At 71.2% G+C, this 25,754-nt stretch carries 23 protein-coding genes, 1 tRNA gene and 2 pseudogenes; 11 read left to right on the top strand and 15 right to left on the bottom strand.

Features of this window, described 5'->3' with window-relative positions:
• Positions 1–12 precede the first annotated feature (12 nt).
• The 4 genes from IE252_RS26430 (at position 13) to IE252_RS26415 (ending at position 5,992) form a co-directional block, all read left to right on the top strand.
• On the top strand, positions 13–1,290 hold the full coding sequence (locus IE252_RS26430) for a bifunctional glycosyltransferase family 2/GtrA family protein (RefSeq protein WP_190091966.1): 1,278 nt from the start codon (positions 13–15) through the stop codon (positions 1,288–1,290).
• Positions 1,287–3,392: an ArnT family glycosyltransferase gene (locus tag IE252_RS26425; RefSeq protein WP_190091965.1), complete on the top strand. Its 2,106-nt coding sequence runs from the start codon at positions 1,287–1,289 to the stop codon at positions 3,390–3,392. The genes IE252_RS26430 and IE252_RS26425 overlap by 4 nt, the downstream gene beginning before the upstream one ends.
• Before the next feature lie 160 nt (positions 3,393–3,552).
• On the top strand, positions 3,553–5,067 hold the full coding sequence (locus tag IE252_RS26420) for an MFS transporter (protein WP_190091964.1): 1,515 nt from the start codon (positions 3,553–3,555) through the stop codon (positions 5,065–5,067).
• A 139-nt stretch (positions 5,068–5,206) separates the two neighbouring features.
• Positions 5,207–5,992, top strand: coding sequence for a TetR/AcrR family transcriptional regulator (locus IE252_RS26415; RefSeq protein ID WP_190091963.1), 786 nt, complete (start codon positions 5,207–5,209; stop codon positions 5,990–5,992).
• A gap of 87 nt (positions 5,993–6,079) precedes the next feature.
• Here IE252_RS26415 and IE252_RS26410 read toward each other — a convergent pair whose 3' ends face one another.
• From IE252_RS26410 to IE252_RS26400, 3 genes and pseudogenes are all read right to left on the bottom strand, one after another.
• On the bottom strand, positions 6,080–6,529 hold the full coding sequence (locus IE252_RS26410; protein WP_190091962.1) for a hypothetical protein: 450 nt from the start codon (positions 6,527–6,529) through the stop codon (positions 6,080–6,082).
• A gap of 787 nt (positions 6,530–7,316) precedes the next feature.
• Positions 7,317–8,801 (bottom strand): annotated as a pseudogene (locus IE252_RS26405) (MDR family MFS transporter); the annotation flags it as partial.
• 93 nt (positions 8,802–8,894) lie between these two features.
• Positions 8,895–9,362 carry a MarR family winged helix-turn-helix transcriptional regulator gene (locus tag IE252_RS26400; RefSeq protein WP_190091960.1) on the bottom strand — a complete coding sequence of 156 codons (468 nt, stop codon included), beginning with the start codon at positions 9,360–9,362 and terminating at the stop codon, positions 8,895–8,897.
• Positions 9,363–9,653: 291 nt separating this feature from the next.
• Here IE252_RS26400 and IE252_RS26395 point away from each other — a divergent pair, with 291 nt between their 5' ends.
• Entirely contained in the window at positions 9,654–9,863 is a 210-nt protein-coding gene (locus tag IE252_RS26395) for a hypothetical protein (protein ID WP_101389259.1), read from the top strand.
• 55 nt (positions 9,864–9,918) lie between these two features.
• Here the strand turns inward: IE252_RS26395 and IE252_RS26390 are convergent, their stop codons facing one another.
• From IE252_RS26390 to IE252_RS26350, 9 genes are all read right to left on the bottom strand, one after another.
• Complete coding sequence (locus IE252_RS26390; RefSeq protein ID WP_190091959.1) at positions 9,919–10,782, bottom strand: hypothetical protein; 864 nt, start codon at positions 10,780–10,782, stop codon at positions 9,919–9,921.
• A 299-nt stretch (positions 10,783–11,081) separates the two neighbouring features.
• The gene (locus IE252_RS26385) at positions 11,082–12,056 is read right to left on the bottom strand and encodes an RNA polymerase sigma factor SigF (RefSeq protein WP_190091958.1); all 975 of its coding nucleotides are present in this window, start codon (positions 12,054–12,056) and stop codon (positions 11,082–11,084) included.
• Positions 12,057–12,290: 234 nt separating this feature from the next.
• The gene (locus tag IE252_RS26380; RefSeq protein ID WP_373298619.1) at positions 12,291–13,205 is read right to left on the bottom strand and encodes an RNA polymerase sigma factor SigF; all 915 of its coding nucleotides are present in this window, start codon (positions 13,203–13,205) and stop codon (positions 12,291–12,293) included.
• A 249-nt stretch (positions 13,206–13,454) separates the two neighbouring features.
• Positions 13,455–13,748 carry a Dabb family protein gene (locus IE252_RS26375; RefSeq protein WP_101389262.1) on the bottom strand — a complete coding sequence of 98 codons (294 nt, stop codon included), beginning with the start codon at positions 13,746–13,748 and terminating at the stop codon, positions 13,455–13,457.
• A gap of 72 nt (positions 13,749–13,820) precedes the next feature.
• Positions 13,821–13,982, bottom strand: coding sequence for a hypothetical protein (locus tag IE252_RS26370; protein ID WP_180357221.1), 162 nt, complete (start codon positions 13,980–13,982; stop codon positions 13,821–13,823).
• A 412-nt stretch (positions 13,983–14,394) separates the two neighbouring features.
• Positions 14,395–14,479: transfer RNA gene (locus IE252_RS26365), tRNA-Ser, on the bottom strand.
• Between the two features lie 102 nt (positions 14,480–14,581).
• Positions 14,582–15,010: a tRNA adenosine(34) deaminase TadA gene (gene tadA / locus IE252_RS26360; RefSeq protein ID WP_190092146.1), complete on the bottom strand. Its 429-nt coding sequence runs from the start codon at positions 15,008–15,010 to the stop codon at positions 14,582–14,584.
• A gap of 44 nt (positions 15,011–15,054) precedes the next feature.
• A complete protein-coding gene (locus IE252_RS26355; protein ID WP_190091956.1) occupies positions 15,055–15,624 on the bottom strand; it encodes a tRNA adenosine deaminase-associated protein in 570 nt (189 codons plus the stop codon).
• A gap of 123 nt (positions 15,625–15,747) precedes the next feature.
• Positions 15,748–15,966, bottom strand: a complete 219-nt coding sequence (locus IE252_RS26350; protein ID WP_190092165.1) for a hypothetical protein — start codon at positions 15,964–15,966, stop codon at positions 15,748–15,750.
• Positions 15,967–16,089: 123 nt separating this feature from the next.
• Here IE252_RS26350 and upp point away from each other — a divergent pair, with 123 nt between their 5' ends.
• Complete coding sequence (gene upp / locus IE252_RS26345) at positions 16,090–16,725, top strand: uracil phosphoribosyltransferase (RefSeq protein ID WP_190091955.1); 636 nt, start codon at positions 16,090–16,092, stop codon at positions 16,723–16,725.
• 253 nt (positions 16,726–16,978) lie between these two features.
• Here the strand turns inward: upp and IE252_RS26340 are convergent, their stop codons facing one another.
• On the bottom strand, positions 16,979–17,617 hold the full coding sequence (locus IE252_RS26340) for a LytR C-terminal domain-containing protein (RefSeq protein ID WP_190091954.1): 639 nt from the start codon (positions 17,615–17,617) through the stop codon (positions 16,979–16,981).
• Positions 17,618–17,742: 125 nt separating this feature from the next.
• Positions 17,743–18,039, bottom strand: coding sequence for a type II toxin-antitoxin system VapB family antitoxin (locus tag IE252_RS26335; RefSeq protein WP_053725882.1), 297 nt, complete (start codon positions 18,037–18,039; stop codon positions 17,743–17,745).
• A gap of 96 nt (positions 18,040–18,135) precedes the next feature.
• On the opposite strand from IE252_RS26335, the gene IE252_RS26330 reads away from it, so the two are divergent.
• Positions 18,136–19,812 carry a helicase HerA-like domain-containing protein gene (locus tag IE252_RS26330; protein WP_190091953.1) on the top strand — a complete coding sequence of 559 codons (1,677 nt, stop codon included), beginning with the start codon at positions 18,136–18,138 and terminating at the stop codon, positions 19,810–19,812.
• Positions 19,813–19,976: 164 nt separating this feature from the next.
• Here IE252_RS26330 and IE252_RS26325 read toward each other — a convergent pair.
• Positions 19,977–20,589: pseudogene (locus tag IE252_RS26325) on the bottom strand (HhH-GPD-type base excision DNA repair protein).
• Positions 20,590–20,749: 160 nt separating this feature from the next.
• Here IE252_RS26325 and IE252_RS26320 point away from each other — a divergent pair.
• From IE252_RS26320 to sigJ, 4 genes are all read left to right on the top strand, one after another.
• Positions 20,750–22,981: a terpene synthase family protein gene (locus IE252_RS26320; protein ID WP_190091952.1), complete on the top strand. Its 2,232-nt coding sequence runs from the start codon at positions 20,750–20,752 to the stop codon at positions 22,979–22,981.
• Between the two features lie 13 nt (positions 22,982–22,994).
• Positions 22,995–23,918 (top strand): cation diffusion facilitator family transporter, encoded by a 924-nt coding sequence (locus tag IE252_RS26315; protein WP_190091951.1) that lies wholly within the window; start codon positions 22,995–22,997, stop codon positions 23,916–23,918.
• Positions 23,919–23,992: 74 nt separating this feature from the next.
• The gene (locus tag IE252_RS26310; RefSeq protein ID WP_190091950.1) at positions 23,993–24,769 is read left to right on the top strand and encodes an SDR family oxidoreductase; all 777 of its coding nucleotides are present in this window, start codon (positions 23,993–23,995) and stop codon (positions 24,767–24,769) included.
• The gene (sigJ, locus tag IE252_RS26305) at positions 24,766–25,674 is read left to right on the top strand and encodes an RNA polymerase sigma factor SigJ (RefSeq protein ID WP_373298618.1); all 909 of its coding nucleotides are present in this window, start codon (positions 24,766–24,768) and stop codon (positions 25,672–25,674) included. The genes IE252_RS26310 and sigJ overlap by 4 nt, the downstream gene beginning before the upstream one ends.
• The last annotated feature ends 80 nt before the right edge of the window (positions 25,675–25,754 follow it).

Below are 25,754 nucleotides of genomic sequence, written 5' to 3'. Positions count from 1 at the left end.
AGGGTCGGTGGCATGCGAACCGACATCTCCTTGGGCACCCTGCCGGCACGGGAGCACCTGCCCGTCGGTGCGGCGGGCGGGCCCGTACTCGACGTGGTGGTCCCCGTCTACAACGAGGAGCGGGACCTGGAGCCGTGCGTGCGCCGGCTCAGCGAGCACCTCGCACGCACCTTCCCGTACGCGTTCCGGATCACCGTCGCCGACAACGCCTCCACCGACCGTACGCCCGAGGTCGCGGCGCGCCTGGCCCGCGAGATCGCGGGTGTGCGCCACGTCCGGCTGGAGCAGAAGGGGCGCGGGCGGGCGCTGCGGACCGTGTGGTCGGCCTCGGACGCGCCCGTGCTCGCGTACATGGACGTCGACCTCTCGACCGATCTGAACGCGCTGCTCCCGCTGGTCGCCCCGCTGATCTCCGGCCACTCCGACCTCGCGATCGGCTCCCGGCTCAGCCGGGCCTCGCGCGTGGTGCGCGGGCCCAAGCGCGAGTTCATCTCCCGCGCGTACAACCTGATCCTCAAGTCGTCGCTCGCGGCGCGCTTCTCGGACGCCCAGTGCGGGTTCAAGGCGATACGCCGGGACGTGGCCGAGCGGCTGCTGCCGATGGTCGAGGACACCGGCTGGTTCTTCGACACCGAGCTGCTCGTGCTCGCCGAGCGGGCCGGGCTGCGCATCCACGAGGTGCCGGTGGACTGGGTCGACGACCCGGACTCGACCGTCCACCTCGTGCGGACGGCGACCGACGACCTCAAGGGCGTGTGGCGGGTCGGGCGCGCCCTCGCGGTCGGCGCGCTCCCCCTGGACCGGCTCGCGCGCCCGTTCGGCGACGACCCGCGCGACCGGGCGATCAGCGGCGTACCGGGCGGCCTCGCCCGCCAGCTCGTCGGCTTCTGCGTGATCGGCGCGCTCTCCACCCTCTTCTACCTCGGCCTCTACTCCCTCTTCCGGACCGGCACCGGGCCCCAAGTGGCCAACGCCGCCGCCCTGCTGGTGTCCGCCGTCGCCAACACCGCGGCGAACCGGAGGCTCACCTTCGGCGTACGGGGACGGGACCGCGCGATGCGCCACCAGGCGCAGGGGCTCGTCGTGTTCGCGATCGGGCTCGCCCTCACCAGCGGCTCGCTGGCGGCCCTGGGCGCCGCGAACGGCGACCCCTCGCACTCCACCGAGGTGGCGGTCCTGGTGGCGGCCAACCTGGCGGCCACCGTGCTGCGCTTCCTGCTCTTCCGCGCCTGGGTCTTCCCGGACCGCGCCACCACGTCGACCTCCCACCCGAAGGACGCCCCCCGATGACCACGACCTCGTACCCGGCCCGCCCCCACGAAGGCGGCGCTCACCAGGGGGTCGCCGCGGGCCGCCTGTGGCGCGGCCGCACCACCGACCCGGTCTGGGTGCGCCCCGCCTTCCTCGGCCTCCTCCTGCTCACCCTCCTCACGTACCTCTGGAACCTCAGCGCTTCCGGGTACGCCAACTCCTTCTACTCGGCGGCCGTCCAGGCGGGCGGCGAGAGCTGGAAGGCGATGTTCTTCGGCTCGCTGGACTCCGCCAACGCCATCACCGTCGACAAGCCCCCGGCCGCGCTGTGGCCGATGGCGCTGTCGGTACGGCTCTTCGGCCTCGGCTCCTGGCAGATCCTGCTGCCCGAGGTGCTGATGGGCATCGGCACGGTGGCGGTGCTGTACGCGGCGGTGCGGCGCCGGTTCAGCCCGGCGGCGGGTCTGATAGCGGGCGCGGTGCTCGCGCTCACCCCGGTCGCCGCGCTGATGTTCCGCTTCAACAACCCGGACGCGCTGCTCGCCCTGCTGATGACCGTGACCGTCTACTGCGTGCTGCGCGCGCTGGAGGGCGCGCGGACGAAGTGGCTGGTGTGGGCGGGCGTCGCCGTCGGCATCGCGTTCCTGACGAAGACCCTCCAGGCGTTCCTGATCCTGCCGCCGCTGGCCGTGCTGTACGCGGTGTGCGCGCCCACGACCGTACGCAAGCGCCTCGGCCAGCTCGCCCTGTCCGGGCTCGCGACGGTGGTCTCGGGCGGCTGGTGGGTGGCGGTCGTGGAGCTGTGGCCCGCGTCCTCGCGCCCGTACATCGGCGGCTCGCAGAACAACTCCTTCCTGGAGCTGACCTTCGGCTACAACGGCCTCGGCCGGATCAACGGCGACGAGACCGGCAGCGTGGGCGGTGGCGGCGGCCGGGGAGGCGGCGGCTGGGGCACGACGGGCCTGGACCGGATGTTCGGCGCCGAGGTGGGCAGCCAGATCTCCTGGCTGCTGCCCGCCGCGCTGCTGCTGCTGGTCGCCGGCCTGGTGGTCACCTGGCGGGGCAAGCGCACCGACACGGCCCGGGCGGCGTTCCTGGCCTGGGGCGGGGCGCTGCTGATGGCCGCCGGGATCTTCAGCTTCATGGCGGGGATCTTCCACCAGTACTACACGGTCGCCCTCGCCCCCTACATCGCCGCGCTGGTCGGCATGGGCGCGACCGTGCTGTGGGAGGAGCGGACCCGGCTCGCGGCGGCCGCGACGCTGGGCGCGTCGGTGGCGTTGACGGCCTGGTGGTCGTACGTGCTGCTCGGCCGCACGCCCGACTATCTGCCGTGGCTGCGGTGGGCGGTGGTGCTCGGCGGTCTGGCGGCGGCGGCCGGGCTCGCGCTCGCGGGACGGCTCGACCGGCGCCTCGCCCTCGGCGCGGCCGGGGTGGGGCTCGTGGCGTCGCTGGCCGGGCCGTTCGCGTACACGGTGAGCACGCTCCAGACCGGGCACACGGGCTCGATCGTCACGGCGGGTCCGGCGGGCGCGTCCATGGGCGGCGGGCCGGGCGGGGGGCGGATGCGGGGCGGTCCGGGCGGTGAGTTCGCGGCTCCGGGCGGGCGGCCCGCGCAGGCGGGTCAGGGACCTCAGGGCGGGATGATTCCGCCCGGCGGCGCCCCGCAGAGCGGGCGGAACGGGCTGCCGTCCCAGCTTCCCGACGGCGGGCAGTTCCCTGGCGGCATGGGCGGCGAGCGCGGCGGACCCGGCGGCATGGGCGGGCTGCTCAACGGCGCCCAGGTGAGCGCCCGGGCGAAGTCCCTGCTCAAGACGGATGGCGACCGGTTCACCTGGGTCGCGGCGGCCGTCGGCTCGCAGAACGCGGCCAGCTACCAACTGGCCACCGAGAAGCCGGTGATGGCGATCGGCGGCTTCAACGGCAGCGACCCGTCGCCGACGCTCGCGCAGTTCAAGGAGTACGTGGCCGAAGGGAAGATCCACTACTTCATCGCGGGAGGCGGGGGCGGTGGCGGAGGCGGCGGCATGATGGGCAGCCAGCGCGGCGGCACCTCGATCGCCACCTGGGTCGAGGCCACCTTCACCAAGGTGACCGTCGGCAGCGCCACCTTCTACGACCTGACGGCTCCCGCCAAGTAGCCGCCAAGTAGCGGCCGTCACTGGGGCGGTGGTCCGGGAACGCACCCGGACCACCGCCCTTCCGTATGCGCCGGGGAAATAGGCTTTACACCGTACAAGGCGCTCCTTTACGGTGTACGACAACGTCCCCATACGCTGTACAACTCCTCAAGGAGCCCGCATGACGGCCACGGCCGCCGACACATCGGCCACCCCCACAGGACACCCGCAGCGCTGGCTGATCCTGGGTGTCATCTGCCTGGCCCAGCTCACCGTGCTGCTCGACAACACCGTGCTGAACGTCGCGATCCCCTCCCTGACCACGTCGATCGACGCCTCGTCGGCGGACATCCAGTGGATGATCAACGCGTACTCGCTCGTCCAGTCCGGACTGCTGCTCACCGCGGGCAGCGCGTCCGACCGCTACGGCCGCAAGAAGATGCTGGCGGCCGGGCTCGCGCTGTTCGGCATCGGCTCGCTGGCGGCCGGACTCTCCCAGAGCGCCGGGCAGTTGATCGCCGCGCGCGCCGGGATGGGCGTCGGCGGCGCGCTCCTGATGACCACCACGCTCGCCGTCGTCGTGCAGATATTCGACAACGAGGAGCGGGTGAAGGCGATCGGGCTGTGGGCCACGGTCAACTCCCTCGGCTTCGCCGCCGGGCCGCTGATCGGCGGTCTGATGCTCGACCACTTCTGGTGGGGCTCGATCTTCCTGATCAACATCCCGGTCGCGGCGCTCGGCCTGGTGGCCGTGCTCGTCCTGGTCCCCGAGTCGAAGAACCCGCTGGGCGACCGGCCGGACCTGCTCGGCGCGCTGCTCTCCACGGTCGGTATGACCGGAGTGGTGTACGCGATCATCTCGGGCCCGGGCCACGGCTGGACGTCGGCGCACGTGCTGGTCTCGGCCGCGGTGGGCCTGGCCTTCCTGGCCGCGTTCGCCCGCTGGGAGCTGTCCATCCCGTACCCGATGCTGGACATGCACTTCTTCCGGAACCAGAAGTTCACGGGCGCGGTCGCGGGCTCGATCCTGGTCGCCTTCGGCATGGGCGGCTCGCTGTTCCTGCTGACCCAGCACCTCCAGTTCGTGCTCGGATACGGGCCGTTGGAGGCGGGGCTGCGGATCGCGCCGCTGGCGCTGAGCGTGATCGTGCTGAACGTGGCGGGCGTGGGCGCGCGGCTGCTGCCCAAGCTGGGCACGCCGAAGACGATCGCGGTGGGCATGGCGGCGAACGCCACCGGGCTCGCGGCGATCGCGCTGCTCGGCGGCGAGCACTACAGCGGGATGCTGCTCGGTCTCGTGGTGATGGGCGCGGGCATCGCCGTCTCGATGCCGGCCATGGCCAACACCCTGATGAGCGCGATCCCGCCGGAGAAGGCGGGCGTGGGCGCGGGCGTCAACGGCACGCTGGCGGAGTTCGGCAACGGGCTCGGCGTGGCCGTGCTCGGCGCGGTCCTCAACTCGCGCTTCGCGGCGCTGGTCCCGTCCGTGGTGGGCGCGGCCTCGCTCCCGGCGGCGCTGGCGGCCGCGGGCGACGACTCCGAGCGCTCCCGGATCTCGGACGCGTTCGCCTCCGGCCTGGAGACCAGTCAGCTGGTCGGGGCGGTGGCGGTGCTGGCGGGAGGCCTGCTCGCGGCGGCGCTGCTGGCCCGGGCGGAGCGTGCCGACACGACGGTGGAGCCTGTGCCGGCGGCATAGCATCTACGGGGCGGACGGCAGCATTCCGCTGTGCCGTGCCTGCCGTGCCGCCCCACTTCGACTACCGCCGCAGGAAACGCCGTACGACTGTCATACGTATACGTACAGACAGTCCGACGACCCACGAGGAGGGCACGCCATGGTGTCGGCAGCCGACCGCGCGAAGAATCCGACGCGTACCAGCGTGTGGCTGGAGAGCGGCAAACCGGCGGGCCGCGCCCGCCGGAGCGACCAGCCGGCGTCCGCGAGCTCCCTCGACCGGGACAGGATCATCGCGGAGTCGGTGCGCCTGCTGGACGCGGAGGGCCCGGCGAAGTTCTCCATGCGCCGCCTGGCGGGCGAGCTCGGGGTCACGGCGATGTCGCTGTACTGGTACGTGGACACCAAGGACGACCTCCTGGAACTCGCCCTGGACTCGGTGTTCGGGGAGCTGCGGGTGCCGGACGTGGAGGGCGCCGGGGCGGACGCGGACTGGCGGGACCAGCTGCGCGAACTCGCCGTCAGCTACCGCTCGGTCATGGTCCGCCACCCCTGGGTGTCGCCGCTGGTCGGCCGCTACCTCAACATCGGCCCGAACTCGATGGAGTTCGCGGCCGCCGCCCAGAAGATCCTCAGCCGCTCCGGCCTGCCCGCCCACGGCGTGACCGGCGGCCTCTCCGCGGTCTTCCAGTTCGTCTACGGCTTCGGCACGATCGAGGGCCACTTCGTCGCCCGCTGCGCGGAGGCCGGCGTCACCCAGGACGAGTACTTCGCCCAGGCCATGGGCGCCCTCCGCGAACGCCCCGGCTTCCACGAGGCGATGGACCTCGCGGAGGAACTGATGGAGGCGCGGGGCGGGGACACGGTGGAGGAGATGCGGGAGCGGGATTTTGTGTTTGCGTTGGATATTTTGATTGCGGGGATTGAGGCGAAGCGGGCGGTTTGACGGGGGGTTTGAGCCCCCACCCCGCCCCTTCCCCCTGTTGACATTTGCGGCTCCGCCGCGCGGCCTCCGGGTGGGGGCCGGGCCCCCTCAGGCGCCCGTCCGTGCCACGACACAGACGTACTCGGGAGGTTGAACTCCCCCATTGCTCGGGAAGTCGAGGACGGCCGGGTAGGTCAGCCTGGTGTCCGGGTACGACCCCGTGCAGTCCTGGGGGCTGTCGCTGAAAATGGAAGTTCCATCCATCTGGATTGCCTGACCGTTTGCGCCCACCAGGCTGGCGCCACATTGGTAGCCAGGTGCGTTCATGAGGAGAGCGGCGTCCCTTCCGGTGCCGTCGTCGCTGCCCGTCCACGCGAGGCAGTAGCTGGAGCCGGGGTCGCCGCCGGTGGGCGGCTGCGAGATGACGTGAATGGCCTGGAGCGGTGCTCGGCCCCCGCACACCCCGTCGATGTCGGCCAGATGCCAAGGTGCGCCCGTGACGCAGATATCAGCCTTCGATTTGCAGGCGGTGGGACCGTCGGGGGTCTTGTACGTCACCGGTAGGCAAGACGGCTCTCTGGCGGCCGAGTGAGACCGCGCTGTGGTGGGAGGGGCGACGGCGGTCTTCGCCCGCTCAGGTCCTGGAGCGCTGTGGGCTGCATCCGGGCGTGCTTCTGGACCGGCCACAGGGTCGGGCACCGTCGGCTGGCGCAGGAGGACGGCCACGCAGGCGCCGATGATGGCGGAGACGGCTGTTCCGGCCACCATGGCCATCCAGGGGAATCGCGGACGCGGAGTGTCACGGATGACAGGGATGTTCTCCAGCGTGTCCCCGTTGTGGAAAGCAAGCACTTCATCTGGACGCGGCGGTCTTTGTGGCGGCTGCTGCATGCTTAAGGTCCCCCTCGGCTGCTCCGCGTGACGGACACCGTAGGGCACCTGGATCGCAGGTGTGGCGGACTTGCTTACTCAGGCCCCGACAGCAGCCGCCACAGAGGCGCCGAGTACTGCTCCGGGCGGCTGCTGATCAGGAGTTGGCGCAACTCGTCGCGCTGGGTGCCGTTGAGGTTCAGGGACTCGGTGAGGTGGCGAAACGTCGTGTGGGTGGCTCCGCGGGAGTGGGCCTTCGCCTCGAACTCGGCGACTGGGCGGCCCGGAGGGGCGCGTCTAGGGGCGCGGGGAACTGCGCGACCAGCCCACCACTCACCCGCAGACGAACCCCGGGCAAAAAGCGGGGCGGCAGGCCGTCCCCTGCCTGCCGCCCCTTTCGGGTGCCTCCGCTTGGGGCACCCGAGTCTGGTTAGTTCGCCGCCTTCAGCGCCTTCGGCGTCTCAGAGGTTCGCGACGACTTCAGCGCTACCTCCTTGATGAACAGCGTCACGAAGAAGGCGAGCAGGGCGCACGGGGCCGCGTAGAGGAAGACGTCGGCCACGCCGTGGCCGTACGCGCTCTCCATCACCGTGCGCAGCGGCGCCGGGAGCTTGTCCAGGTCGGGGATGCCGCCGCCGCCCGCGCCCAGGCCCGCCGCCTGCGGGCCGAGGTCGGCCAGGCCGTCCTTGACGTAGTGCGTGACCCGGTTCGCCATCACCGCGCCCAGCGCGGACACGCCCACCGCGCCGCCCAGCGAACGGAAGAACGTCACCACGGACGACGCCGAGCCGAGGTCGGCCGCCGAGACCTGGTTCTGCGTGCAGAGCACCAGGTTCTGCATCATCATGCCGATGCCGAGGCCCATCAGCGCCATGTAGATCGCGAGCTGCCAGTACGCCGTGTCGTACCGCATCGTGCCGAGCAGCGCGAGACCCGCCGTGACCAGGACGCCACCGCTCACCAGCCACGCCTTCCAGCGGCCGGTCTTGGTGATGACCTGGCCGGAGACCGTGGAGGCGATGAACAGGCCGCCGATCATCGGGATCGTCAGGACGCCGGACATCGTCGGGGACTCGCCGCGCGCCAGCTGGAAGTACTGGCTGAAGAACACCGTTCCGGAGAACATCGCCACGCCCACGAAGAGCGACGCCAGCGAGGCGAGCGTGATCGTGCGGTTGCGGAACAGCCGCAGCGGGATGATCGGCTCGGCCGCCTTCGACTCCACGTACACGAAGACCGCGCCCAGCAGCACCGAGCCGCCGACCATCGCCGCCGTCTGCCAGGAGATCCAGTCGTACTTGTCGCCCGCGAACGTCACCCACACCAGCAGCAGCGACACCGCCGCGCTGATGAAGAACGCGCCCGCCCAGTCGACCTTCACCTCGCGCTTCACGACCGGGAGCTTCAGGGTCTTCTGCAGGACGATGAGCGCGATCACCGCGAACGGGACGCCCACGTAGAAGCACCAGCGCCAGCCCAGCCAGTCCGTGTCCGTGATCACGCCGCCGAGCAGCGGGCCGCCGACCGTCGCGACCGCGAACGTGGCACCGAGGTAGCCGCTGTACCGGCCGCGCTCACGCGGCGCGATCATCGCGGCCATGATGATCTGGGCGAGCGCCGAGAGGCCGCCGACGCCGATGCCCTGGACGACGCGGCAGGCGATCAGCATGCCCGCGTTCTGGGAGAGCCCGGCTATCACCGAACCGCTGACGTAGATCACCAGGGCTATCTGGACCAGCAGCTTCTTGCTGAACAGGTCGGAGAGCTTGCCCCACAGCGGCGTGGTCGCGGTCATCGCCAGCAGCGAGGCCGTGACCACCCAGGTGTACGCGGACTGGCCGCCGCCCAGGTCGCCGATGATCTGCGGCAGGGCGTTGGAGACGATCGTCGAGGACAGGATGGCGACGAACATGCCGAGCAGCAGCCCGGACAGCGCCTCCATGATCTGCCGGTGAGTCATCGGCGCGCCGCCGTCGGAGGGGTGCCCTCCGTGGGCGGCGCGGCCGTCCCGCACACCGGCCGGTGTGGATGTAGCCATGAACTTCCTTCTCCTCTAAGCCTGTTGGGTGGCGGGTGTACGGGCGAGGGGCTCCTCGCGGCAGTCGAAGCTCTCTCTGAGCCGCGCGAGCATGACGTTCAGCTGCCCGACCTCCTCGTCGGACCAGTCGCGCAGGGTCCGGGCGAACATCTGGGCGGTGCGCCGCCCGAGCTCGTCGAGCATGGCGCGGCCGGCGGGGGTGAGCCGCAGGATCCGCGACCGCTTGTCCAGCGGGTCGGGATCGCGCTCGATCCAGCCGCGCGCGGCCACGTGCGCGACATGACGGCTCGTCACCGACATGTCCACATCGAGGAGTTCGGCGAGCCTGCTGATCCGCATCTCGCCGTGGCGGCCGAGGAGGGTGAGTACGGCGGCGGACCCGGCGGGGCACTCGGCCGGCAGGATCCGGCCGAGCCCGCGCTTGACGGCCCCGATGGCGCTGAGCTGCCGGGCCAACTCCTCGTAGTGGCTCTGCGCGGCCATCGAGCCCTCCTCGTGAGATTCCGGAGTGCCGGAGTTCCTGAGATTCCTTGATCTCGTTGCTTAGGGCAACCATAGGAGTGTAGGAGTGATTGGTTGCTGAAGGCAAGTGAATGGGGGCGAGGAGGGGTAAAGTGCAGGCAAAGTGTTCGCATGTGGGAAGTCAATACGCAGGTGGGAGCGGGTGGTGGGCCCCGCTCGCGGTGTGCGTACACCGTGAGCGTGTCGTGTGCGTGCCCGGGCGCGCGGGGGCGGGGGTTGGGCGGAACCCGGGACTTCGCTAGGGTCCCGTCCATGGCACACAACACCCCGGGCCCCGAGGGCAACTACGACCCCGCGGGCAGCACGCAGATGTTCCGCGCCTTCGTCGACGAGGGCGCGCCGCAGGGCCGCCAGGCGGCGACCCCGGCGGCGGCGCCGGCCGGTCCGCGCGTCGGCCTGATCGTGGGCATCGTCGTCGTACTCGCCGTCCTCGCGGGCGTCGCCTGGCTCGCGCTGGGCTGACCCCTCCCGTACGTCTCGTACGTACCTCTCGTACGTCTTGTCGAGACCCGTTTCGTCAGCGCCAGTCGGCGGTGACGGAGCGGGTCTCGATGTGCATTCCCAGCGGTACGCGCCAGGCGTCGAGGCAGACGGTGTACGTACGTGTCGTGGCGGTGCGGGCGGGTACGGGGGCGAGGGGCTGGGTGGTCGTGATCGTCGCCCAGTCGACGCCTAGCAGGCCGATGACGTGGGTGGCGAAGGTGAGCGTGCCCGGTGTGGTCGCTGTGCCGCCGGTGTTGCGGAGGGGGAGGGTGACGGATTCGCAGCGGCGGGTGGGGGTGGGGGTTCGGGTGGGGGTGCCTAGGGTCAGGGCGGCGGGGGTGGGGCTGCCGCCCGGGGTGCCTGTGCCGCCGGTCGTGGTGGGGCCGCCTGTGGTTCCGCCGCCGCCCGTGCTGGCTCCGCCGCCGGATGTGCTTCCGCCGCTCGCCGAGCCGCCGCCGCTTCCGCCTGCGGCGCTACCGCTGCCGGGCGTGCCTGTGCCGCCACCTGTGGTTCCACTTCCGGCCGAGCCGCCTCCGCCTGCGGCTGAACCTGTGCCGCCCGTGGTTCCTGTGCCGCCGCTGGCCGCGCCTGCGCCGCCTGCGCTGTCCGTCCCGCCGCCGCTGTGGGCATTCGTGCCGCTTGGGGCTGGGGGTCTCCCCTGCTCATTAAGAGCTTGGGGGAGGGTGGGCACGCGGCCTCCCCCGTCCCGCCGGGCTGCCCTCCCCCCGTCCAGCGGAACCAGCTCCACCTTGCCGTGAGGCGGCACCGCCTTGCCCGACGGGGCCTGCTCGCCCACGGCCACGTACGGCTTGCCGCCCTCCCCGCCGCAGGCGGCCACCGTGCCGCCCAGCGCGAGCGTGGCGGCCGCCGATACGCCGATCAACGCAGCACGTCGCATCGCGCCAGTGTTGCTGACGCACCATCAATTGTGAACCCCGGAACGGGGCTGAGGCGGGGGAGGGGGCGTGCCCAGCACTGAAAGGGTGCCGCTGCGCCCACCCTCCCCCAAGCTCTTAATGAGCAGGGGGGACCCCCAGCCCCAAGCGGCACGACTGCCCGCAGCTAGGGGGGAGGGGAGCGGAGGCCCGCCGGACCGTGCCCCGCGCGGAGGCGCCGAGGCAGCGTGGTGTCTGCGGTGGCGCAGCCAAGGCCGCGCCCCGCGCGAAAGCGGGCAGGCGGGGGTCCGGCCCCCGCCCCCTAGTCCGCGATCAAGCCCTCCCGTAGCTGCGCCAGCGTCCGCGTGAGCAGGCGCGACACGTGCATCTGGGAGATGCCGACCTCCTCGCCGATTTGGGACTGGGTCATGTTCGCGAAGAAGCGGAGCATGATGATCTGGCGTTCGCGGGGCGGGAGTTTGGCCAGGAGGGGCTTGAGGGACTCGCGGTATTCCACGCCCTCCAGCGCCGCGTCCTCGTAGCCGAGGCGGTCCGCCAGCGAGCCCTCGCCGCCGTCGTCCTCGGGGGACGGGGAGTCGAGAGAGGAGGCCGTGTACGCGTTGCCGACCGCGAGGCCGTCCACCACGTCCTCTTCGGAGACGCCGAGGACCGCCGCCAGCTCCGGGACGGTCGGCGAGCGGTCCAGCTTCTGGGCCAGTTCGTCGCTCGCCTTGGTCAGGGCCAGGCGGAGCTCCTGGAGGCGGCGCGGGACCCGCACCGACCAGCTCGTGTCGCGGAAGAAGCGCTTGATCTCCCCGACCACCGTCGGCATCGCGAACGTCGGGAACTCCACGCCCCGTTCGCAGTCGAACCGGTCGATCGCCTTGATCAGGCCGATCGTGCCGACCTGGACGATGTCCTCCATCGGCTCGTTGCGGGAGCGGAAGCGGGCCGCCGCGTACCGCACCAGCGGCAGGTTCAGCTCGATCAGGGTGTCGCGTACGTACGTACGCTCCGGGCTCTCCGCGCTGCCCAGCGCGGCCAGCCGCAGGAACAGGGAACGGGAGAGCGTGCGGGTGTCCAGCGGTTCGTGGGACCCAGAAGATCCCGTGGACCCCGTCGCCTCCCGCCGCGGGGCGGCGATGGAGACCGCCGGGGCGGCGGTGTCGAGCGCCTCGGGGGAGCCGGGCACGGCACGGCTGTCGATGGCTTCCGAGCTCTCGCGCACATCGGGCGCGGGCACGCTCTTCATGAGCGTGAGCACCTGCACCTTCGAGCTGCCCTGTTCTGCGGACATGCCACCCCCTTGAGGTCGCGGACGGTCGCGGTGGCCACGACCATCGGAGGAACGCAGCCTCCACCTGAATACCGGAGGCGGAGCTGCGGCAAACGCGGTTCCAGCAGAATGTCACATGTCGGCAACACGCTGTAGTGACATGTCGACAAGTCACAGGTGGATCCGTGCAGTTAACAAGGGGTGTGCCGGTTTTGCCGCCGGATTGTTCACCCGGACGTGGATCACTCGATCCGGTTACGCCTCGATTCGATTTGCGGATCGAAGCCGCGCGAAGCTCCTGGCCAGCAGCCTGGACACATGCATCTGGGACACGCCCAGCTCCTGGCTGATCTGGGACTGCGTCAGATTGCTGTAGTAGCGGAGCATCAGGATCCGCTGCTCGCGTTCGGGCAGTTGTACGAGGAGGTGGCGGACCAGATCGCGGTGCTCGACCCCGGCGAGCGCCGGGTCCTCGTAGCCGAGCCGGTCGAGCAGGCCCGGCAGGCCGTCGCCCTCCTGGGCCGCTTCCAGGGAGGTCGCGTGGTACGAGCGGCCGGCCTCGATGCAGGCGAGCACCTCGTCCTCGCCGATCTTCAGCCGGTCGGCGATCTCGGCGGTGGTCGGCGAACGTCCGTGAAGGGTCGTCAGGTCCTCGGTGGCGCCGTTCACTTGGACCCAGAGCTCGTGGAGCCGACGCGGGACGTGCACGGTGCGCACGTTGTCGCGGAAGTACCGCTTGATCTCGCCCACCACCGTCGGCATGGCGAAGGTCGGGAACTGCACCCCGCGCTCCGGGTCGAACCGGTCGATCGCGTTGATCAGCCCGATCGTGCCGACCTGGACCACGTCCTCCATCGGTTCGTTGCGGGAGCGGAAGCGGGCCGCCGCGTACCGCACCAGCGGCAGGTTCGCCTCGATCAGCGCCCCGCGCACCCGGTGGTGCTCCTCGGTGCCCGGTTGCAGGCCCTTGAGCTGCCCGAAGAGGACCTGGGTGAGCGCCCGGGTGTCCGCGCCCCGGCTGCTGGTCCGTACGGGGGCCTGTGCGGGCGTCTGTACGGGCGTCTGTACGGACGACGCCTGCGCGGGTGCCTGTACGGGCGTCCGGTGGCTCTCGGGGGGCTCCTGGGGCTCGTTCTGGGGCGGCACTTGAGGTGCGGTACTGGCCGGCACGGTCAACGCCACCCCTTTGCGGTCACTGCGCGGTCAATGTCGTGGTCACAGTCGCGGTCAACTTCGGTCGAACCATCGTCGACTCATCCGTCAAAAGCGGTCATAGCATCACAAGACATGTCCACTGTGTGCAAGCACCGTATAACCACGTGTTGAGGGCAAGTTGGGCATTTGCCCCGCGCGACGCCCGCCCCCGGGCACGCGAAAGGCCCCGCACCACTCGGGTGCGGGGCCTCGCTGCGTACCGGCTCAGAACGGGTAGTCGGCGATCACCCACGTGGCGAACTCGCGCCACTGCGCGGCCGCCGCCTGGTGGGCCGGGTGTTCGAGGTAGCGCTTCAGCGCGTCCGCGTCCTCGACCGCCGAGTTGATGGCGAAGTCGTAGGCGATGGGCCGGTCGGTGATGTTCCAGGCGCACTCCCAGAACCTCAGCTCGGGGACGAGCCCGTCCAGCTCCTCGAACGCCTTCACCCCGGCGGCGACGCGCGCCTCGTCGCGCGCCACGCCTTCGTTGAGCTTGAAGAGGACCAGATGGCGGATCATGTGTGCTCCTTGCCGTACGTACGAGTCAGCGCCCTCGCCGATCGTACGAGCGGTCCCCCATGAATCAGCGATTCAGCGGACCAGCTCGGTCATGAACTGGCCGATCCCCTTCGCGGCGGAGGAGATCCCCTCGAACCCCGTCTGGACCATCCCCGCCGCCTCCACGGGCGAGGTGATGATCGTGTACAGCACGAAGACGACCGCGCAGTAGAGCAGGACCTTCTTCACGTCCACGTGCGTGCACCCTCCCCGGCTCCCCTGTGCGCTCGCGTGAGTCTAACCAACACCACTTCCGCCGTCCTCACCCCGTCTTTAAGGACCAAGGACCCCCGGATCGGGGCCCTTCGCCGGACGTTACGGACGTGACGCGGGAGCAGGATGGTTCCAGAGCCCAGCGGATCTGGCAGGAATCCGCGGGGCCGGAACAGGGCCTCACTGCGGGGTCCGCGCCGCGAGCTTCCCCCCTGAACGCGGCATGGACTTGCAGGCCCGTTCTCGTCGGGGGGAGCGGCTTGTCCCCCCGATGCCGCTCCCCCCGTCCCAGACGTGAGAGCCCCGGTCGTCCTCGACCGGGGCTTTCGCGTACCCGGCGGGCCCGTCCAGGCACGCAAGAAGGGCCCCGACGCTGTCGGGGCCCTTCTGAGAGCGGTAGCGGAGGGATTTGAACCCTCGGTGACTTGCGCCACACTCGCTTTCGAGGCGAGCTCCTTCGGCCGCTCGGACACGCTACCGAGAGAGAGCTTAGCCCAAGGTGGCCCGTGGTTTGAAATCCGTATGCGGCGACCGGGGTGAGACGTGGGTCACGACCGGGCCGTCGCCGCCTCCGCGTCCGGTCAGCGGTCCCGGAAGAAGGCCGTCAGCTGGCGGGAGCACTCGTCCTCAAGCACGCCCTGGATCACCTCGGGGCGGTGGTTGAGGCGCCGGTCGCGCACCAGGTCCCACAGGGACCCGGCCGCGCCCGCCTTCTCGTCGCGCGCCCCGTACACGACCCGTTCGACCCGGGACTGCACCAACGCGCCCGCGCACATGACGCACGGCTCCAGGGTCACCACGAGCGTGCAGCCGGTCAGCCTCCACTCGCCGGTCTTCCGCGCCGCCCGCCGGAGCGCGACGATCTCCGCGTGCCCCGTGGGGTCGCCGGTGATCTCGCGCTCGTTGTGGGCGGTGGCGAGCACCTCGCCGGCCGCGGACAGCACGACGGCGCCGACCGGCACGTCGCCGGCCAGCGCGGCCCGCCCGGCCTCCCCCAGGGCGGTGCGCATCGGCTCCGCCCAGGGGTCTCGTACGGGATCGTGCGCCACGGCCACTAGCGCACGGCCTCCAGCACCTCGGCCGCTCCCAGCGCGTCGGCGATCTCCACCAGCGCGTCCGAGTCGAGCGTGAGCAGCTGGCCCTCGCTCACGCCGAGGTCGGCGAGGATCGCGGTGTCCCCGAGCGGGCCCGCGGGCACCGGGTCGAGGGCGTCCACGGCTTCGTCGTCCGGGTCCTCCTGTTCGTCGAGGTCGCCGTCCTCCGTGCCGTCGAGGTCCAGCGCGTCCAGGTCGTCGGCGCTGTCGTCGGAGGCCGGATCGCGGCCGAGCAGTTCGTCGGTCAGGAGGATCTCTCCGTACGAGGAACGGGCGGCGGCTGCGGCGTTGGAGACGTAGATGCGCGGGTCCTCCTCGCCGTCCACGCGGACGACGCCGAACCAGACATCCTCCTGCTCGATGAAGACGAGCACCGTGTCGTCGGCCCCGTCGGCCGTGGCCTCCCGGGCCAGGTCGGCGAGGTCGGACAGGGTCTCCACATCGTCGAGCTCTGTGTCGCTCGCTTCCCACCCGTCTTCGGTGCGCGCGAGCAGTGCGGCGAAGTACACCGTGACTCTCCCACTGGTCATAGGCATGCCGGTTGGGGGTCCCCCCGGCCGTGGCTTCACTGGAATCGTTGCAGAAACAACGCCGTTGCGAGAGTTCTTCCGCGGTTGCGTTTCTCCGGTCGCCGCGCCGGCAGGATTCTCAGGTCACCAGCGGAAGGTTCGCATGCGCATGGCCTGGCGCATACGGGCCGCGCGGGCGCGGCGGGGCTGGACGCGGTCGCGCAGGGCCTTCGCCTCGTGCAGCTCGCGCAGGAACTGGGCACGCCGGCGGCGCCGCTCGGCGGGGGTCTCGGGCGGCGCGTCGTCCGTGCCGCCCGTGTCGTCCTGCCGGCCCGTGTCCTTGCCGGCGTCCTTCTTGGCCATGAGTGGGCACCGCCCCGGGGGTGTGTCGGTCCCTCGTCAGTCCCTCCCACCTTCCCTCGGGTGGGTGGTTTGATGCCAGCGCGGACGGCGCGGGCGGGCCGTTCGCCCGGTTACTGTGGGGTTATGCGTCTCCACGTCGTCGACCACCCCCTGGTCGCCCACAAGCTCACCACCCTGCGCGACAAGCGCACCGACTCCGCGACCTTCCGGCGCCTCGCCGACGAGCTGGTCACCCTGCTCGCGTACGAGGCCACGCGCGACGTGCGCACCGAGCAGGTCGACATCGAGACCCCGGTGACCCCGACGACGGGCGTGAAGCTGTCGTACCCGCGTCCACTGGTGGTCCCGATCCTGCGGGCGGGCCTCGGCATGCTGGACGGCATGGTCCGCCTGCTGCCGACCGCCGAGGTGGGCTTCCTGGGCATGATCCGCAACGAGGAGACCCTGGAGGCCTCCACGTACGCGACGCGCATGCCGGAGGACCTCTCGGGGCGCCAGGTGTACGTCCTGGACCCGATGCTGGCGACGGGCGGCACGCTGGTCGCGGCGATCAAGGAGCTCATCAAGCGCGGTGCGGACGACGTCACGGCGGTCGTCCTGCTCGCCGCGCCGGAGGGCGTCGAGGTCATGGAGCGCGAGCTCGCGGGCACGCCGGTCACTGTCGTGACGGCGTCTGTGGACGAGCGGCTCAATGAGCACGGGTACATCGTCCCGGGCCTGGGCGACGCGGGCGACCGCATGTACGGCTCGGCGGAGTAACCCCCTCCGGGGCTCCGCCCCGGCCCCCTGTTCGTCTGTGGCCCGGCGGGGGCTGGTCGCGCAGTTCCCCGCGCCCCTGAGATGCGCCCCTTCGGGGCGCCCAGGGGATTGCCGCGGAGCGGCATCTTTAGGGGCGCGGGGAACTGCGCGACCAGCCATCCACGGTCCGCAGACGAACGCGAAGCGAGGTGCAGGGGCCGCAGGCCCGCCCCCACCCACCCCCGGAGGGTTTAGGGAAGGGGCGGGGAGGGGCTTAACACTTGGTGGCAGCCTGCGGCGTCGGCTTACCCAGTGCCGCCAGCGCCGTGGCCGCCTGCTGGGCCGGGTCCAGGGTCTGGAACGTCGAGCCGAGGATCAGGTCGACGTCCGGCGTCGTGCGGGCGTCAGTCTTCTGCGCCGCGCCCTTCAGCTGCGTACCGAGCACCGAGAACGCCCCCCGAGTGGCCCCCGGCGCACCCAGCAGTATCCCGTTCCCGGTGACCTTCTTGTCGTACTCCTCCGGCGCGTTCCCCACCTTGCCGATGGCGAACCCGCGCTTCTTGAGCTCGTCCGCCGTCTCCTTGGCCAGCCCACCCCGCGGCGTCGCGTTGTAGACGTTCACCGTGATCTGGGCGGGTTTCGGCAGCGCGGCCGCCGCCGCGGTCGCCGTGGACGGCGACGCGCTCGGCGCGCAGTCGTGCTTCGCGCCCGCCGTCTCCTTCTTCGCGTCGTCCGACCCGCCGAAGACGTCGATGAGCTGGATCGTCCCCCAGCCGATCAGGCCGAGGGCCACGACGGCGGCGACCGCCGCGAGCAGGAGTCGGCCGCGTCGGCGGGGGCGGCGCATCCTCGGGTACTTGTCACCCGTGATGCGGTACTTTCCGCCCATGCCGGGGGGAGTGAGCATGCTCATGTGCGCAGCGTAGTGCGGCCCGGTGGCGATGCCTACTAAATGATCAATGGATGGCGCCCGTATGCGCGGGAAAGGGCCCGAAAGGATCAGTAAGGATCACTCCGGACGGCCTGAAGCGGAGTCGCTCAGTCCATTTCCAGTACGCGCGCGTGCAGCACCTGCCGCTGCTGGAGCGCCGCGCGCACCGCGCGGTGCAGCCCGTCCTCCAGGTACAGGTCGCCCTGCCACTTCACGACGTGGGCGAAGAGGTCGCCGTAGAACGTCGAGTCCTCCGCGAGGAGGGTCTCCAGGTCGAGCTGGCCCTTCGTGGTGACGAGCTGATCGAGCCGGACCGGGCGCGGCGCGACGTCCGCCCACTGCCGGGTGCTTTCCCGGCCGTGGTCGGGGTACGGCCGCCCGCTTCCGATGCGCTTGAAGATCACACGGAAAGCCTACCGGGCAAGCGGCTCCGGGCGCAGCCATGGTGCGCGAGTGCGATCCTGGGCGGAGTGCCGCAAACCCGACATTGGGGGCTCGCCATGACCGACAGCGACGAGACGCCGGGCGCGGCGCGGGACGTAACGCCGGGCGGGACGCCGGACGTGACACCGGGTACGGAGCCGGGCGCGCCGCAGGGCGAGAAGCCCGCCGCGACCCCGGGGGCGCCGCCCGCCGCGACCTCCTCCGTCTCCCTCCCTCCCCCCGTCGCCGAGATCGCCACCGGGTACGCCTTCACCGGCCCCGCCATGGAGCTCGGCTCCGTGCTCTGGGACGGGCAGTGCCACGCCGACGCGCCGGTCCGCATCCCGCTCGCCATGCTCAACCGGCACGGTCTGGTCGCCGGAGCGACCGGCACCGGCAAGACCAAGACGCTCCAGCTCATCGCCGAGCAGCTGTCCGCGAACGGCGTCCCGGTCTTCCTCGCGGACGTGAAGGGGGACGTCTCCGGGATCTCCGCGCCCGGGCAGGACAGCCCCAAGGTGCGGGAGCGGGCCGGGCAGGTCGGGCAGACCTGGGAGGCGGCCGGGTTCCCCTGCGAGTTCTACGCGCTCGGCGGCATCGGCACGGGCATCCCGCTGCGCGCCACGGTCACCAGCTTCGGGCCCGTACTGCTGTCGAAGGTGCTCCAGCTCAACCAGACGCAGGAGCAGTCGCTCGGGCTGATCTTCCACTACGCCGACTCCAAGGGCCTTGAGCTGTACGACCTGAAGGACCTCAAGGCGGTCACCGGCTTCCTGGTCTCGGACGCGGGCAAGCCGGAGCTGAAGGGGATCGGCGGGCTTTCGTCCGCGACGGCCGGGGTGATCCTGCGGTCGGTCACGGCGTTCGAGCAGCAGGGCGCCAGCGACTTCTTCGGCGAGCCCGAGTTCGACGTCACCGAGCTGCTGCGGCTGGCGCCGGACGGGCGCGGGCTGGTGTCCGTACTCGAACTGCCCGCCGTCCAGGACAAGCCGCAGCTCTTCTCGACCTTCCTGATGTGGCTGCTCGCGGAGCTGTTCAACGGGCTGCCGGAGGTCGGCGACGTGGACCGGCCCAAGCTCGTCTTCTTCTTCGACGAGGCGCATCTGCTGTTCAGCGGGGCGTCGAAGGCGTTCCTGGAGTCGATCACGCAGACGGTGCGGCTCATTCGCTCGAAGGGGGTCGGCGTCTTCTTCGTGACGCAGACGCCGAAGGACGTGCCCGCGGATGTGCTGGGGCAGCTGGGCAACCGGGTGCAGCACGCGCTGCGGGCGTTCACGCCGGACGACGCGAAGGCGCTGAAGGCGACGGTGCGTACGTTTCCGAAGTCGCCGTACGACTTGGAGTCCACGCTCACCGGGCTCGGTACGGGCGAGGCGGTGATCACCGTCCTGAGCGAGTCGGGGGCGCCGACGCCGGTCGCGGCGACGCGGCTGCGTGCGCCCCAGTCCCTGATGGGGCCGGTGCCGGGGGAGGACCTCGACCGGCTGGTCAAGTCCTCGCTGCTGTACGGGCGTTACGCGGAGGCGGTCGACCGGGAGTCGGCGTTCGAGAAGCTGTCTGCGGAGGAGAGGGGGCGGGAGGCGGCGTCTGTGGAGGCGGCTCTGCCCGAGGGGAAGCCGGAGGGGAAGAAGGAGGACAAGTCGTTGGCGGAGCAGGTGGTGGGGAGCGGGATCTTTCGGTCGCTGGCGCGGTCTGTGGGGACGCAGCTGGGCCGCGAGATCACGCGCAGCCTTTTCGGCACGCGGCGCAGATAGCCCCGTGGGCTGCGCCCCCGGACCCCGTTCGTCTGCGGGCGGTGGCGGGCTGGTCGCGCAGTTCCCCGCGCCCCTTAGATGCCGCTCCGCGGCAATCCGCTTTTAGGGGTGCGGGGAACTGCGCGACCAGCCGCCCACTCAGCCGCAGACGAACCCCGGGCCCCTCACATCCGCGCCTTCATCTCCTGCTTGTACGCCCGTACCTTCGCCAGCGTCTCCGGCCCCGTGATGTCCGCCACCGAGCGGTGGCAGTCGGGGTCGCCGTACGGGCCCGCCGCCTCGCGCCAGCCAGGCGGGCGGACCGCGAGCTGCTTGCCCAGGAGGGCCAGGAAGATGCGGGCCTTCTGGTCGCCGAAGCCGGGGAGCGCCTTGAGGCGGGTCAGCAGCTCCGCGCCCGTCGGCGCGTCCCGCCACACCGCCTCCGCGTCACCCCCGTACTCCTCCACCAGGAAGCGGCACAGCTGCTGGATGCGCTGGGCCATGGAGCCGGGATAGCGGTGTACCGCCGGTTTCTGCTTCAGGAGGTCCGCGAAGGCGTCCGGGTCGTAGGACGCGATCACCGCCGCGTCCAGATCGTCCGCGCCCATCCGCGTCGCGATCGTGTACGGGCCCGCGAAGGCCCACTCCATCGGGACCTGCTGGTCGAGCAGCATCCCGACCAGCGCGGCTGGGGGTCCCCCCTGCTCCTTAAGAGCTTGGGGGAGGGCGGAGGCCGAGCAGCGCGTCGGCCTCCGGCTGCTGGGACAGGTGCAGCGTGTGTTTCGAGCTCGGTGCCATACGCCGATGATCAGCGGCGGGCCCACGCTTCGCACCCGCCCGTCACCGTTTCCCCGTGATCTCACACTTTCGTATGACTGGCGCAACCGTTCGGAATGCCCACCCGGACGGCGGGTAGTGCTGGGGCCGACCAACTGGTGCCATCAGGAGGGGAAGCCCAGTGACCCAGCCGTTCGTCCTGCCGGATTTCTATATGCCGTATCCGGCACGGCTCAATCCCCATCTCGAAGCCGCGCGGGTCCACTCCCGCGAGTGGGCCCGCGAGATGGGCATGCTGGAAGGTTCCGGCATCTGGGAGCTGAGCGACCTCGACGCCCACGACTACGCGCTGCTGTGCTCGTACACCCACCCCGACTGCGACGCCGAGGCCCTCTCCCTCGTCACCGACTGGTATGTCTGGGTCTTCTTCTTCGACGACCATTTCCTCGAAGAGTTCAAGCGGACGCTCGACTCCGATGGCGGCAAGGCCTATCTCGAACGGCTCGGCGCCTTTATGCCCATGGATCTTGAGGACGGGTTCCCTGAACCCACCAACCAAGTCGAGAAGGGGCTCGCCGACCTGTGGGCCCGGACCGTTCCCAGCATGTCCTACGGCTGGCGGGAACGGTTCGCCGAGTCCACCCGCAACCTCCTCAACGAGTCCATGTGGGAGCTCGTCAACATGAACGCGGGGCGCATCGCCAACCCCGTCGAGTACATCGAGATGCGCCGCAAGGTCGGCGGCGCGCCCTGGTCGGCGGGGATCATCGAGTACGCGGCGAACGCCGAACTCCCGGCCTCCGTCGCCACCTCACGCCCCTTGCGGGTCCTCACCGACGCCTTCTCGGACGGCGTCCATCTGCGCAACGACCTCTTCTCGTACCAGCGGGAGGTCGAGGACGAAGGGGAGCTCAGCAACGGGATCCTCGTGCTGGAGACCTTTCTCGGGTGTTCCACCCAGGAAGCCGCCGAGACCGTCAACGACCTCCTCACCTCCCGGCTCCAACAGTTCGAGAACACCGCCCTCACCGAAGTCCCGGCGCTGTGCCTCGACAAAGGGCTCAGCGCCGAGGAGTGCGCGCGGATCGCCGCGTACGTGAAGGGGCTCCAGGACTGGCAGTCCGGCGGGCACGAGTGGCACATGCGCTCCAGCCGGTACATGAACAAGGAGGCCGAGGCGCGCCATTCGATGTTCGGAGGGGTGCTCGGGACCTCCGCCCTCGACATCAAGAACCTCTTCGGGCGCCCGGCCGCGGCCCGGCTGCGCAGCCACGCCCATGTGCCGTTCGAGCGCGTCGGTCCCTCCCTGCTGCCCGACTTCGACATCCCCTTCGAGCTGGGGCTCAGCCCGCACCACGCCGAGGCCCGGGACCGCTCGGTCGCCTGGGCGCGCCGGATGGGTCTGCTCGACGACATCTGGGACGAGCAGAAGCTGCTCGGCTACGACTTCGCGCTCTGCTCGGCCGGACTCGACCCGGACGCCACCTCGGAGGAGCTGGAGCTCCACGCCCAGTGGCTGACCTGGGGGACGTACGGGGACGACTACTACCCGCTGGTGTACGGCCGTTCGCGCGACCTCGCCGGTGCGCGGGCCGCCCACGCACGGTTCCTCGACGTCCTCGACCTCGACGATCCGGCGGCGGGGACCGCCCTCGCCGTCACCCCGATGGAACGTTCGCTCGCCGATCTGTGGGCGCGCACGGCGGGGCCGATGTCGCCGTACGGACGGCAGACCTTCCGCCGCGCGGTCGAGGTGATGCTGGAGAGCTGGCTGTGGGAGCTGTTCAACCAGGGCCAGCACCGCATCCCCGACCCGGTCGACTACATCGAGATGCGGCGGCACACCTTCGGCTCCGACATGACCGTCGCCCTGAGCCGGATGCGGCACGCCGACACGCTGCCGCCGGAGATCTTCCGTACGGGCACGATGAGCGCCCTGGAGAACTCCGCGATGGACTACGGGATGCTGATCAACGACTTCTTCTCGTACCAGAAGGAGATCGAGTACGAGGGCGAGGTGCACAACCTGCTCCTGGTCGTGCAACGCTTCTTCGACTGCGACTACCCGACCGCCGTGCGGATCGCCGACGACCTGGTGCGCTCGCGGCTGCGGCAGTTCCTGCACCTCAAGAAGACCGAGATCCCGCTCCTGTTCGAGGAGTTCGGGCTCGACGCGGACGGGCGGGCGGCGCTCGACGCGTATGTGAAGGAGTTCGAGGACTGGATCGCCGGGATCCTGCACTGGCACCGGAACGTGCGCCGCTACAGCGAGGAGTCGCTGCGCGGCGGCTCGCTGCCGAACGTGGTCCCCTCGGTGCTCGCCTCCTCCGGACCCGGCACGGCCGCCCTCCGCCTCGCCCAACGGGTGGGGCAGCCGTCGCCCGCCCCGGTAGCGGGCCTCACCGGGGCGTGATCGACTGGCGGGCATGGGCCATGACCACGGACCTCCCTCCGGGGCTGCGGGCACCCTGAGCGGCACGTTCCGCAGCCGGCTGCTGTGGACCATCGGCATCAGCGCGTCGATCACCGTCATCCAGGTGGTCGGCGCGCTGCTCTCCGGCTCGCTCGCGCTGCTCGCGGACGCCGCGCACAGCCTCACCGACGCGGTCGGCGTCGCGCTGGCGCTCGGCGCGATCACCCTGGCCCAGCGCGCCCCCACGCCCCGGCGCACCTTCGGCTTCTACCGGGTGGAGATCTTCTCGGCCGTCCTGAACGCCCTGCTGCTGGTGGCGATCTTCGTCTGGGTGCTGTGGTCGGCGATCGGCCGGTTCAGCGAGCCGGTCGAGGTCAAGGGCGGGCTGATGTTCGCGGTCGCGGTGGGCGGGCTCGCGGCGAACCTGGTCGGGCTCTGGCTGCTGCGGGACGCCAAGGACCAGAGCCTCAATCTGCGCGGCGCCTATCTGGAGGTCCTGGGCGACGCGCTCGGCTCGGTCGCGGTGATCGTCGGCGGTCTGATCATCCTGCTGACGGGCTGGCAGGCGGCCGACCCGATCGCCTCCATCGTGATCGGCCTGCTGATCGTGCCGAGGGCGTACGGACTGCTGCGCGACGCCCTGCACGTCCTGATGGAGGCCACCCCGCAGGACATGGACCTGGCGGAGGTGCGCCGGCACCTCCTGGAGGAGCCCGGCGTGCTGGCCGTCCACGATCTGCACGGCTGGACCGTCACCTCCGGCATGCCGGTCCTCACTGCCCATGTGGTGGTCTCCGACGCCGCCCTTGCCGACGGGTACGGGGACCTCCTCGGGCGCCTCCAGCGGTGCGTCGGCGACCACTTCGACGTGGCCCATTCCACGATCCAGCTGGAGCCCGAGGGACACCCCGAGACGCCCGGTGCACTGCACAGCTAGTCCGGTGCTTGCTTTCCGACCGGGGGAGCGGTACGCCCTTGTCACATCCTGGCCCGGCGCGTCGTCCTAGGGACATGGACATCGCCATTGCGGGAGGGACGGGGACGCTGGGAAGCCGCGTCGCCGAGGAGCTGCGTACGCGGGGGCACCGCGTACGGGTGCTGAGCCGTAGGTCACCGGAGTACCCGGTCGACCTGACCACGGGGGAGGGGCTGATCGACGCCCTTGCGGGGTGCGACGTTTTGGTGGACGCGGCCAACGGCCACGGGACCGCCAAGGGGGCGGCCCGCACGCTCGTGGACGGGTCGCGGCGGCTGCTCGCCGCCGCGCGCGCCGTGGGCGTACAGCACCACGTCTGCGTCTCGATCGTGGGCTGCGACATGGTGCCGATGGGATACATGCAGGTCAAGGCCGAACAGGAGTGGGTCGTACGGGAAGGCAGGGTGCCCTGGACGATCGTGCGGGCCACCCAGTTCCACGAACTGCTCGCCTCGGCGCTCGCGTCGGCCGCCAAGTGGGGGGTGGTGCCGGTGCCCCGGGCCAGGCTGCGCACGGTCGCCTGCATGGAGGCCGCCTGGGTGGTCGCCGACGTGGCGGAGGGGGTGCCGCACCGGGGGCGGATCGAGGTGTGCGGGCCCGAGGACACCGACGTCCGCGAGATGGCCCGGGTCTGGCGCAACGTCACCGGCCGCAAGGCCGTCCTGATGCCGATGCCGCTGCCCGGCCGGATGGGCCAGGCGCTGCGGGCGGGCGCGCTCACCGTGGAGCGGCCCGATGTGCGCGGCACCATGTCGTTCGGGGAGTGGCTGCGCACCGAGCAGGTCTGGGCGAGCGTCGCGGGGCTTCGGTGAGCGGGGCGCGCGGGCCGCTGTCCAACGAGGACGGACTGGCCCGGGCCTTCGAGCGCGAGCGGCCCCGGCTGCTGCGGGTCGCCTATACGACGACGGGGTGCCTGGCGGAGGCCGAGGACTGCGTCCAGGAGGCGTGGCTGAGGCTGCGCGGCCTGGAGGACCCGGGTGCCGTCCGTGATCTGCGGGCCTGGCTGACGACGACCGTGGGGCGCCTCGCCCTGGACGCGCTGGGGAGCGCGCGGGTGCGGCGGGAGCGGTACGTCGGCACCTGGCTGCCCGAGCCGCTGGTGGAGCACGCGCCGGACGAGCAGGACCCCGCCGACCGGGTCACCCTCGACGAGTCCGTGTCGATGGCGTTGATGATCGTCCTGGACGAGCTGTCGCCCGCCCAGCGCACCGCGTTCCTGCTGCACGACGTGTTCGGGCTGCCCTTCGAGGAGGTCGCGGGCGTGGTGGGCCGCACCCCGGCGGCCGTACGCCAGCTGGCCTCGCGGGCCCGCCGCCACGTCGACGGCAGCCGCCCGCACCACCCCGCCGGGTACGCCCGCCAGCGCGAGCTGGTCAGCGCCTTCGGCCAGGCCTGCCAGGAGGGGGATCTGGAGCGGCTGGTCTCGCTGCTCGACCCCGAGGTGGTCTGGCGCGGCGACGGCGGAGGCAAGGTGACCGCCCTGCACGGCATCGTGCGCGGCGCCGGCAACGTGGCGCGCGGCATCGTCGCCCTCACCCGCGTGCACGTCCCGCCGGACGGGCTGCGCCTCGCGCACGTCAACGGCGCGCCCGGGCTCGCGCTGTACCACTGGGACGGCGCCCGCACGATCGTGGCGATCACCGTGGACGGCGGCCGGATCACGTCGGTGGACGCGATCCGCAACCCGGACAAGCTGACGCACGTACCCGACGCGTAGGCGCTCCGCTGGGAATGCGGTTGTTCGTCTGCGGGCCGTCCCCAACTGGTCGCGCAGTTCCCCGCGCCCCTGGGTCCGCT

This window comes from Streptomyces melanogenes (assembly GCF_014649795.1).
Lineage (GTDB): Bacteria > Actinomycetota > Actinomycetes > Streptomycetales > Streptomycetaceae > Streptomyces > Streptomyces noboritoensis.
Note: the sequence above shows the minus strand (reverse complement) of the source record. Positions and strands in the feature narration are given on the sequence as shown.

Bases quoted from the DNA above. Each gene is read 5' to 3' on its own strand.
- IE252_RS26420 (WP_190091964.1), top strand. From the start codon at position 3,553: ATGACGGCCACGGCCGCCGACACATCGGCCACCCCCACAGGACACCCG.
- IE252_RS26400 (WP_190091960.1), bottom strand. From the start codon at position 9,362: ATGGCCGCGCAGAGCCACTACGAGGAGTTGGCCCGGCAGCTCAGCGCC.
- IE252_RS26390 (WP_190091959.1), bottom strand. From the start codon at position 10,782: ATGCGACGTGCTGCGTTGATCGGCGTATCGGCGGCCGCCACGCTCGCG.
- tadA (WP_190092146.1), bottom strand. From the start codon at position 15,010: ATGCGCACCGCCCTGGGGGAGGCCGGGCGGGCCGCGCTGGCCGGCGAC.
- IE252_RS26350 (WP_190092165.1), bottom strand. From the start codon at position 15,966: ATGGCCAAGAAGGACGCCGGCAAGGACACGGGCCGGCAGGACGACACG.
- IE252_RS26310 (WP_190091950.1), top strand. From the start codon at position 23,993: ATGGACATCGCCATTGCGGGAGGGACGGGGACGCTGGGAAGCCGCGTC.
- IE252_RS26330 (WP_190091953.1), top strand. From the start codon at position 18,136: ATGACCGACAGCGACGAGACGCCGGGCGCGGCGCGGGACGTAACGCCG.
- IE252_RS26355 (WP_190091956.1), bottom strand. From the start codon at position 15,624: ATGACCAGTGGGAGAGTCACGGTGTACTTCGCCGCACTGCTCGCGCGC.
- upp (WP_190091955.1), top strand. From the start codon at position 16,090: ATGCGTCTCCACGTCGTCGACCACCCCCTGGTCGCCCACAAGCTCACC.
- IE252_RS26430 (WP_190091966.1), top strand. From the start codon at position 13: ATGCGAACCGACATCTCCTTGGGCACCCTGCCGGCACGGGAGCACCTG.
- IE252_RS26425 (WP_190091965.1), top strand. From the start codon at position 1,287: ATGACCACGACCTCGTACCCGGCCCGCCCCCACGAAGGCGGCGCTCAC.
- IE252_RS26315 (WP_190091951.1), top strand. From the start codon at position 22,995: ATGGGCCATGACCACGGACCTCCCTCCGGGGCTGCGGGCACCCTGAGC.
- IE252_RS26395 (WP_101389259.1), top strand. From the start codon at position 9,654: ATGGCACACAACACCCCGGGCCCCGAGGGCAACTACGACCCCGCGGGC.
- IE252_RS26415 (WP_190091963.1), top strand. From the start codon at position 5,207: ATGGTGTCGGCAGCCGACCGCGCGAAGAATCCGACGCGTACCAGCGTG.
- IE252_RS26340 (WP_190091954.1), bottom strand. From the start codon at position 17,617: ATGAGCATGCTCACTCCCCCCGGCATGGGCGGAAAGTACCGCATCACG.
- IE252_RS26385 (WP_190091958.1), bottom strand. From the start codon at position 12,056: ATGTCCGCAGAACAGGGCAGCTCGAAGGTGCAGGTGCTCACGCTCATG.
- IE252_RS26375 (WP_101389262.1), bottom strand. From the start codon at position 13,748: ATGATCCGCCATCTGGTCCTCTTCAAGCTCAACGAAGGCGTGGCGCGC.